The sequence below is a fragment of the uncultured Rikenella sp. genome, assembly GCF_910577125.1.
Taxonomy (GTDB): domain Bacteria; phylum Bacteroidota; class Bacteroidia; order Bacteroidales; family Rikenellaceae; genus Rikenella.
The window spans coordinates 1-9,096 of record NZ_CAJTMN010000081.1 but is presented as its reverse complement, the minus strand read 5'-3'; the positions used below and the strand labels follow the sequence as shown (position 1 = coordinate 9,096).

The 9,096-nt window shown below is 59.2% G+C and carries 9 protein-coding genes; 1 reads left to right on the top strand and 8 read right to left on the bottom strand.

The features are described 5' to 3' along the window. Nucleotides 1-1,037 precede the first annotated feature (1,037 nt). From yajC to QZ292_RS08155, 4 genes are all read right to left on the bottom strand, one after another. Complete coding sequence (gene yajC, locus QZ292_RS08170; RefSeq protein ID WP_294600429.1) at nucleotides 1,038-1,358, bottom strand: preprotein translocase subunit YajC; 321 nt, start codon at nucleotides 1,356-1,358, stop codon at nucleotides 1,038-1,040. A gap of 93 nt (nucleotides 1,359-1,451) precedes the next feature. After that, a complete protein-coding gene (locus tag QZ292_RS08165) occupies nucleotides 1,452-1,925 on the bottom strand; it encodes a DUF1573 domain-containing protein (RefSeq protein ID WP_294600427.1) in 474 nt (157 codons plus the stop codon). Between the two features lie 25 nt (nucleotides 1,926-1,950). After that, nucleotides 1,951-2,943, bottom strand: coding sequence for a transcription antitermination protein NusB (locus QZ292_RS08160; protein ID WP_294600425.1), 993 nt, complete (start codon nucleotides 2,941-2,943; stop codon nucleotides 1,951-1,953). 64 nt (nucleotides 2,944-3,007) lie between these two features. Beyond that, nucleotides 3,008-3,229 carry a DUF2795 domain-containing protein gene (locus QZ292_RS08155; protein WP_294593799.1) on the bottom strand — a complete coding sequence of 74 codons (222 nt, stop codon included), beginning with the start codon at nucleotides 3,227-3,229 and terminating at the stop codon, nucleotides 3,008-3,010. Between the two features lie 514 nt (nucleotides 3,230-3,743). On the opposite strand from QZ292_RS08155, the gene QZ292_RS08150 reads away from it, so the two are divergent. Further along, on the top strand, nucleotides 3,744-3,980 hold the full coding sequence (locus QZ292_RS08150) for a hypothetical protein (protein WP_294600422.1): 237 nt from the start codon (nucleotides 3,744-3,746) through the stop codon (nucleotides 3,978-3,980). Between the two features lie 1,008 nt (nucleotides 3,981-4,988). Here the strand turns inward: QZ292_RS08150 and gyrB are convergent. The 4 genes from gyrB to QZ292_RS08130 form a co-directional block, all read right to left on the bottom strand. After that, nucleotides 4,989-6,947 (bottom strand): DNA topoisomerase (ATP-hydrolyzing) subunit B, encoded by a 1,959-nt coding sequence (gyrB, locus tag QZ292_RS08145; RefSeq protein WP_294600420.1) that lies wholly within the window; start codon nucleotides 6,945-6,947, stop codon nucleotides 4,989-4,991. A 110-nt stretch (nucleotides 6,948-7,057) separates the two neighbouring features. Then, nucleotides 7,058-7,951, bottom strand: coding sequence for a hypothetical protein (locus QZ292_RS08140; RefSeq protein ID WP_294600418.1), 894 nt, complete (start codon nucleotides 7,949-7,951; stop codon nucleotides 7,058-7,060). Between the two features lie 143 nt (nucleotides 7,952-8,094). Then, the gene (locus tag QZ292_RS08135) at nucleotides 8,095-8,619 is read right to left on the bottom strand and encodes a gamma carbonic anhydrase family protein (RefSeq protein ID WP_294600416.1); all 525 of its coding nucleotides are present in this window, start codon (nucleotides 8,617-8,619) and stop codon (nucleotides 8,095-8,097) included. A gap of 86 nt (nucleotides 8,620-8,705) precedes the next feature. After that, a complete protein-coding gene (locus QZ292_RS08130; protein ID WP_294600414.1) occupies nucleotides 8,706-8,858 on the bottom strand; it encodes a hypothetical protein in 153 nt (50 codons plus the stop codon). Nucleotides 8,859-9,096: the final 238 nt, after the last annotated feature.

Here is a 9,096-nt window from a genome sequence, read left to right as displayed (position 1 = left end):
ACACAGCCATTTGCCCACCGCGGGCACGCGGGGCCTGCCCGGCCCGAGGGCAGTTCTATCCGGTTGGGGTAGAGGCGGCCCTGTCGGAGTGCCCGAAGGCACCGCGCGCCGTCGCCTTAACTGGAAAATCATTCAAAAGCGGGTTACGCTTTTGAATATGATTTTCCAAGGCGCGCGGAAAAAGCCCAATCGGCCTAACGTCGTTCGGCTGTCAACGTCGAGGTGATTAGTTTACCTCTTCTCTCTGTTCCGCTTAGGCCGCGGAGGCCCCTACTTTCTACTATGTGGTAGAAAGTAGGCAAAGAGCACATTCAAGGGGGACTCGCATCCCCCTTGAAAATCCCCCGACTCTTTATTGAAAATCGCAGCCGTCTCGCTTCATGCCGTATCCTGCGACCCGCAGGGGCGCGCGGGCCGGACGCCTCCCCTCGGGAGGCCCGCAACACGCCGCTCGCGCGTCGAGAATTGCGGCACCTCCCGGGCCCCGGCCCGCTTCCAACTTCTCCCAACCCACAACCCAATTCTCCGCCCGTTCGTCCTCGGGCGCGCCCCCCGGCGCCCGCCTGTGGCGTTCGCTGCGCTCCGAGGCCGGCGATTCTGCGAATCGCGCTACTCGCTCTCAGCCCCGTGTCCGCCTCACTGCGGCTCCGCTGTCGCTCCGCCGCGTTTCGCGCGCCAGGCGATTCAACTGTTTCGGCGATAAACCGAAACAGTTGAATCGCCTCCTAAGGCGTCGGCGCGCGGTGCCTTCGGGCACTCCGAAATGGCAGCCTCTACCCCAACTGGACGGGACTGCCCTGCGCGGGCGGCGGCCGAGTGACCTCGGCGGGACGGAGCGATACTGCGTATCGCTTACCGGTTCACTGCACCCAGTTCTTTGTCGCGCGCCATGACGCGAATGTGTCGGCCGGGTAGGCCCCAAGTCTCTCCTAAACACAAAGAAACGGGTATTGCAGCATGAAACGACATGCCGCAATACCCGTTTCTTATAACTATATAAGGATTAAATGGATAGGCTATCCCCTACCCTCCCAAAACTACTTCTGAACCATGTCCGACGGATCGCGCATCACCATGCTCTTGGCAATCCGCAACTTCACGCCGTTGTCCACCTCGACCAGCACGCTCTCTTCGTTCACCTCTTTCACGGTGCCGTAAATCCCGCCGGCGGTCACCACTTTCGTACCGTTTTCCAACGAATTGCGGAATTTGTTCAACTCTTTCTGTCGTTTCTGCTGCGGACGGATCATAAAGAAGTACATCACGGCGAAAAGCAGAACCATCATAATCAGGAACGAGTAGTTTCCACCGCCTTCTCCCCCTTGGGGCGCCTGAAGCAGGATTGTGTTGAGTGTCATGTTGTCTATTGAATTGAGTTAATTTTCAGGTTCGGTAAGGTGCTTTTTACTAAACGCAAAAAACGGGCCGTTTCGTATGTTGCGCAAGCTGTTTTATTCTCCCGCACTTTTCAAGGTCACTTCGCCGTCCAGATAAATCGTGGCGCACTGCCGCTCTGCGGTGATGATTTCGATCGATTTGAACTGCTGTCCGAGCCGTCCGCGGCTGTCGAACCGCCAGGTCATCAGGATGGTGTCTCCCGGAGCAATCGGCGCGGGGTCGTAATCGGCCGTGGTGCAGCCGCAGCCGGTAATCACCTGGACGATGACCAGAGGCCGTTCCGAAACATTCGCCACGCGGAACCGTCCTTCGAGCACCTCGCCTTCGGCCATGCGCCCCATCCGGATGGTATCATAGCTGCGCGCCGGCTCTCCTCCGCCGTCCCCTGCGATCGGAAGCCGGACGGTCAGCAGGCCGGCCGTATCCTTCGCTGCGAGGTCTGTGCCGCCGCCCGAAGATGCCCCGCCGCAACCGATCAGCGCAAAACCGCACATGCTTACGAAAAGACAAATGAAAAAATGACGCATAAATATCGCTATATACAACGAGTAATTACTGTCCCTTATTCCCCCCGGCGCGGACAACGGTCTTGTCGATCAAGCCGCGCCCCTGTTTGGCGATTTTCCCCTCCTGGGTCAACTGGACGACGGCTTTGTCGAGTATGCCGTTGACAAAAACGCTACTGCCCGGGGTGGAATAATATTTCGAGATTTCGATAAATTCGTCTAAGGTCACCTTGACGGGAATGGTCGGAAACTGAACGAGTTCGGTCATGGCGGCGAGCATAATGATCTTGTCCATGAAGGCGATCCGGTCGAAGTCCCAGTTGCGGGTAAAGCGGTCGATGTAGCCGAAGTACTCTTCGTGGTTCAGGAGCGCTTTGCGGAACAAGGTCTCGACGTACTGTTCGTCTTCCTCGTTCTTGTACATGGGCATGATTTCCGGATCGGCCGAGGTCTCGTTCAGGAAGCCGATGGTGCGGATGGCGAGGCCGAGGCAGTAGGAGAGGTCGTCGACCCAAAAGAGGGAGCTCTCTTCCAGCGCCTCTTCGAGGTATTCGTTGTCTTCGATCTGGGTGGAGAGGAAATCGATGACGAGTTTCCGGTCGGCGGCAAAGGCCTCTTTCTCGTCTCCCGGCACGGGTGCCTCCATGTACCGTTTATAATACGGTGCGGCGATCATGTCCTGATAGAGGCGTTTGATCACGGCTTCCTGTCCCCGCCAAGATGCTTTGCACCGGGTCATGGCATCTCCCAGCACGGAGCTGTCTTCGATGATCCGCACGACGCGGTTTTCGACGAACCGCAAATTAGGGTGCAGGTCTTCGTCGGTGGGCATGAGTTTGGCGCGGTTGATTTCGATCCGTTCGCGCGCGACGCGGGCCACTTCGCCGATCAGGGCGACGAGCATGAGGTAGAGTTCGTAACTTTTCCGGATGGCGGTGTCGAGTTCTTTCTCGGAACGGGGAATGGATTCGGCGCCGGATTGGAAGTAGCTGTATAACGCTTTGACGGTTTTGATTCGAAGCAGTCGGCGACTCAGCATAGGGAACGGTGTGGTGGGGGGAGAATGAAAGGTGGGTGGCCCGGGGCGGGAGAAAAACGAGCGGTTAATATTCGTCTTCGTTGAAGAAGAAGTCGTCTTTGCTGGGGTAGTCGGGCCAGATGTCTTCGATGCTTTCGTATATCTCGCCTTCGTCTTCGATCTCCTGCAGGTTTTCGATCACTTCCAACGGGGCGCCGGAACGGATGGCGTAGTCGATCAGCTCATCTTTGGTGGCAGGCCACGGCGCATCTTCGAGTTTGGATGCCAGTTCGAGTGTCCAGTACATAGTCTGTTCGGGTGTTTGATGGTCTCAACAACAGAATCGGAAACTCGGCGCGGTCAGGTTTCGGCAGATGCCTGGCGTCGAGGTCTGCAAAGGTAATAATTTTCGGTGATTACCTGCAAATTTCCGTCTCTTTCGTCGGCAGGGGTCGTTTGTCGCGGGCGGAAGGGGTCGCCTGTGGATCGCCCCGGGCTACCGCGGTCACGCGGATGGCAAACTGGTAGGCGTTGATAACGGCGGGTTCAGCTACTCGTCGTCAGTAAGCGGAAGCAACGGGGTGTACTTGAATTTCAACGTGACGAGCCTCCATCCCAGCAACGCGCACAATCGCGGCCACGGTCTTCAGTTGCGTTGCCTCTCGGAATAAACGGGGCTGGCTGTCTTAGCGATGCGCAAGCATCGCTCCGTCCCGCCGGGGTCACCCGGACGCCGCCCGCGCAGGGCAGTTCCGTCCGGTTCGGAGCTCGACCGCGCGCCACGCCTTAATAGGAAAATCATTCAAAAGCGTGGTGCGCTTTTGAATAAGATTTTCCAAGGCGCGCGACACAAAGAGAACCCCGCCCCGGGCTTCCGCGATGCAGGCAACAACGGGCGATTAGGAGTCCTGATGGGCATCGGCTACTGCGGATTTAGCCGATCTTCCGCCACGAATGAAAGGAGTGGACTAAACTTACATTTCAATTCGCAAAACCTCTATACTAGCGGATCGGACTACCGTGGCCACGGTTTTCAGTTGCGTTGCCTCTCGGAATAAACGGAGCCGGGCGCAGAGCCACGTGGGCCGAAAATCCATCGCAGTTCGGCGCCAGCAGAGGGCGCAACGAGCTCCGTCGAGTTGCAGCCCGCCGCCGGGGGTGGCGACGGACTGCGCGACCCGAAGGGTCGCACAGCACTCAGCCCAATCCTCGGCCCAATTCTCCACCCCATTCGGCCTTGTTTCTTTTCCCGCGCGCTGGCGGAAATCTTATCCAAACGCGCGAGAGCGCGTTTGGATGATTTCCTACTTCAGCGGTCGCGCGCGGGTTTTATTTCTCATCCTTTGTCGCGCGCCTTTGGGAAATCCAGTCAAAACTCGCAAGCGAGTTTTGACGATTTCCCTATTAAGGCGTGGCGCGCGGTGCCTTCGGGCACTCCGACAGGGCCGCCTCTACCCTAACTGGCTGGAACTGCCCTCGGGCCGGGCGGGCCCCACGTCCCGTGGACGGGAAATGCTGCGCATTTCCACTTTGCTGCTCTGCCCAAATCTTCGCACCGTTCTCTGTTCGCGCGCCTTGGGGCACTCTGAAAGGGCCGCCTCTACCCTAACAGGATGGAACTGCCCTCGGGCCGGGCAGGCCCCACGTCCCGTGGACGGGAAATGCTGCGCATTTCCACTTTGCTGCTCTGCCCAAATCTTCGCACCGTTCGCTGTTCGCGCGCCTTGGGAAATCCAGTCAAAACTCGCAAGCGAGTTTTGACGATTTCCCTTTTAAGGCGTGGCGCGCGGTTGCTTGAAAGTAATAACGGCCGCGCGCCACGACGCGAACGCGTCGGCCAAGCGAGCCCCACTTAGTAAGGCAGAAAGAACCCTAACAAAACACCCAACGGGTGCGGGGACAGGCGAAACTGCGTTTCGCTTACGGGTTTGCTGTACCCAACTCTTTGCGCGCGCCGAGGTTCCTGCACTCAATAAAAATTCGGTTTCGACCTGCAAAGGGCAGATCGAAACCGAATGCAACTTTTTTAACCTACTTTCAGATTCGAGCGAAGCCCGAATCCGTCGTCAGGCGTCGATCTTGGCGTACCGGGCGTTCCGCTCGATGAACTCGCGGCGAGGCGGCACGTCGTCTCCCATCAGCATCGAGAAAATCCGATCGGCTTCCGCCGCATTCTCGATGGTCACCTGACGCAGTGTCCGGCCCGCCGGATTCATCGTGGTCTCCCACAGCTGCTCGGCATCCATCTCACCCAACCCTTTATATCGCTGGACATGAACGCCTTTGCTCCCGAACTCTTCGACTGTCGCCAGACGCTGCTCTTCGCTCCAGCAATACTGCTGCTTCTGCCCCTTCTTCACCAAGTAGAGCGGCGGAGTGGCGATATAGAGGTGCCCTTTCTGGATAATGTCCGGCATGCGGCGGAAGAAGAAGGTCATAATCAATGTCGCAATGTGGCTCCCGTCCACGTCGGCATCGGTCATGATAATTACCTTACCATATCGCAATCCACTCAAATTAAGAGCCTTACTATCCTCCTCCGTTCCAACCCTAACGCCCAGCGCGTTGAAGATGTTCCTGATCTCCTCGCTGTCGTACATCTTGTGGTCGGTGGCCTTTTCGACGTTCAGAATCTTACCGCGCAGCGGCAGAATGGCCTGAAAAGCACGATCCCGCCCCTGCTTGGCCGTCCCGCCTGCGGAGTCCCCTTCGACCAGGAAGATTTCGGTTTGTTCCATGTCCCGCGACGAGCAATCCGCCAGCTTTCCCGGCAGCCCCGACCCCGAGAGCACCGTCTTCCGCTGCACCAGGTCCCGCGCCTTGCGCGCCGCCGTCCGCGCCGTAGCCGCCAGAATCACCTTTTGCACAATCGCTTTGGCATCCTTCGGATTCTCTTCCAGATAGTTGGTCAGCGCGGCCGAAACGGCGTTGTCCACCGCCCCCGCCACCTCGGAGTTCCCGAGTTTGGTCTTGGTCTGCCCTTCGAACTGCGGTTCGGCGACCTTGACCGAGATGATCGCGGTCAGCCCTTCGCGGAAGTCGTCGCCGTTGATCTCGAACTTGAGTTTCGAGAGCATGCCGCTCTCATCCGCATACTTTTTCAAGGTTCTGGTCAGCCCGCGCCGGAAACCCGTCAGGTGCGTCCCCCCTTCGATGGTGTTGATGTTGTTGACGTAGGTGTGGACGTTCTCGCTGAAGCCCGTGTTGTACTGCAAGGCTACCTCGATCGGCACCCCGTCGCGCTCGCCGACGATGTGGATGGTGTGTTCGATCAGCGGTTCGCGCGTCCCGTCGAGGAACTTGACGAACTCCTTGAGCCCCTCCTGCGAGTAGTAGTTGTCGTGGCGGTATTCGCCCGTCTCTTCGTCCTTTTCGCGTTTGTCGGTGATGTTGAGCCGAATCCCTTTATTGAGATAAGCCAGCTCGCGCAGCCGCGAGTTCAGGGTGTCGTAGTTATAGGTCGTGGTCTGGGTAAAAATCTCGCCATCGGGTTTGAACGTAATGGTCGTCCCGGTGCGATCCGTGGTTCCGATCACTTCGATATCGCCCTGTGGCACCCCTTTGCAGAAGTGCTGCCGGAAGATTTTCCCCTGCCGGTGCACAACGGCTTCGAGGTCGGTCGACAAGGCGTTGACGCACGATACCCCCACGCCGTGCAGCCCCCCGGAAACTTTGTAGGAGCCTTTGTCGAACTTCCCGCCGGCGTGCAAGACGGTGAGCACCACCTCCAAAGCGGATTTCTTCTCCTTGGGGTGGTAGTCGGTCGGAATCCCGCGCCCGTCGTCGCTCACGGTGATCGAGTTGTCCTCGTTGATGGTCACGTCGATGGTGGTGCAATATCCGGCCATCGCTTCGTCGATGGAGTTGTCCACCACTTCGTAGACCAAATGGTGGAGACCTTTCTCACCGGTATCGCCGATGTACATCGACGGCCGCTTGCGCACCGCCTCCAGCCCCTCGAGCACCTGGATGCTGCTGGCCGAGTATTCTCCGTTGTTCTGTGTCTTTACTTCTTCTTCGCTCATATGCGCGTATGCTTTTTCTCGGTAACCTGCAAATATACGGTTTTTCCGGGACGTGTGCAACCCGTGCGGGCCCGGCCGATGTTTCGCGCAAAAGAGAAACCGTCCTCCCGCTACAAGCCGGCGGGCCGGTCGGCGGGATCGATCCGGTCGGCGGAGAGCCGGCCGTTCGCGACCAGCCGCCGCACAACGTGGTCGTACATCCCGTCGGCGGTGGGCGAAATCCCGGCTTCGGGGCCGCCGGCGCTGTGACGCAGGAGGTATTCGATGCAGTATTCGGTGTTATACATCGTGAAGCTCCACGTGGGATCGGTCTCGGCGGCCATCCCGACGCCGGGGCGCAGGGCCAAATAAAAACCGCTGAGGGTGGGTTCGAGGGTTATGCCCGAGAGCAGACTATCGACCTGGGCCAATCGCTCGGCACGCCGGGCGGAGGTGTAGTAGAGGACGACTTTGTCGTTCTTTTCGGTGTCGTTCAGCGGGCCGGCGGCGGTGGCGAGCAGCACTTTGAAGGCGAGGGTGCGGTCGGCGACGAGGCGCAGGGCATCGACGAAGGCGAAGGCGTCGGCCTGGGTTCGAACGTTGAGAATCAACCGTTCGTCGTAGGGGACGGTGTCGTTGTAGCAGATCAGATAGCCGGGGCTGTCCTGAAATTCGACACGGCTCCAATGGCCGGCGGCGGTGCAGGCGGCGATATAGGCCGAGGGGTCGATGAGCGGGCCGGCGGCGTAGGCGGAAGAGGGAGAGTTCCCGAGCAGAAAATAGATCGAATCGAAAAGCGGATCCTGTGCATCGATCAGGGCGAGATAGGTGTGCAGGTCGTCGATGGGGTTGCGGAGCGAGGCGACGAGGGCGATGGTCTGAGGGTCATAAGTCTGCGGGTCGAGCGGGGTCTGGCGCAGGGTGTCGAACGACTGAATGAGGTCTCCGACGAGCCGGTCGCGATCGGGCAAAGCGATCACCTGCTCCAAAATCGGCAGGGTGTGGGCTTTGAGTGGGTAGCTCATGGCTGGCGTGTTTGGAAATGAGACTTCCCGCACTTAAGGGCGGCGGGTGTCGGCCCGTGTGTAAGCTTACACGGGCAAAGGGAGCTCATTTCCAGCCGAAAAGCCACTTTTTTCCGAAGGGCGGCGGGGTGTTTGCCGAGGGGTCACTCTTCCCGGGCGGTGTACCACGAGGCGTAGGTGAGGTAGTGCTCGGCGTTCAAATGAATCATGCGGTGCTGCTCTTCGGGGGTCAGGGTTTTGACTTTCCGGGCGGGCACGCCGGCGTAGACGCATCCGGGTTCGCACTCCTGTCCGCTCAGCACGAGGGCGCCGGCGGCGACGATGGTGCCGCTGTGCACGACGGCGTTGTCGAGCAGGGTGGAGCCCATCCCGATCAGGCAGTCGTGTTCGACGCGGGCGCCGTGGACGACGGCGTTGTGTCCGACGGAGACGTCGTCGCCGATCTCGACGACGGAGCGTTTGTGCAGGGTGTGGAGCACGGCGCCGTCCTGGATATTGACGCGGTTGCCGATCCGAATGGGGTTGACGTCGCCGCGCAGGACGGCTCCGTACCAGACGGAACAGTGGTCGCCGAGGGTGACGTCACCGATCAGGACGGCGGTCTCGGCCAGAAAGCAGTTTTTCCCGAATTGCGGGGTGATTCCGTTCAGGGGGCGAATCAGGGCCATATGTATTTGTTTAAGGTAAATTGTTCGGGTCTCCGAGGTAGAGCCGGGGTATAGGGCAGACACAGTCGGCAAGAGGCACACCCCGTTTATTCCGAGAGGCAACGCAACTGAAAACCGAAGCCGCGGCTGAGTGCAAAGGTCGGTTGAGTCGCATAAGATACGAAACGTAAGTACACACTATTGACACCGCTGACGGTGGACGACCAGCTGTTCCCCTCGTTGCCGGCGTAGTTCAACATCCCATCGCCGTTGCCGCGGTAGCCCGGGGCGGGTCGTCGGGCATTTTACTGGCCGGGGCTACCCCAAATTTTCTGAGACTGTCTTAGCGAAACGCAGTTTCGCTCTGTCCCGCCGGGGTCACCCGGACGCCGCCCGCGTAGGGCAGTTCCGTCCGGTTCAAAGCTCGACAAGTCGCCCGCCTAAAAGGGCATATTCTGTTGGTTGGCACTTGGCCAACCAACGAGAATTGCCGCGGGC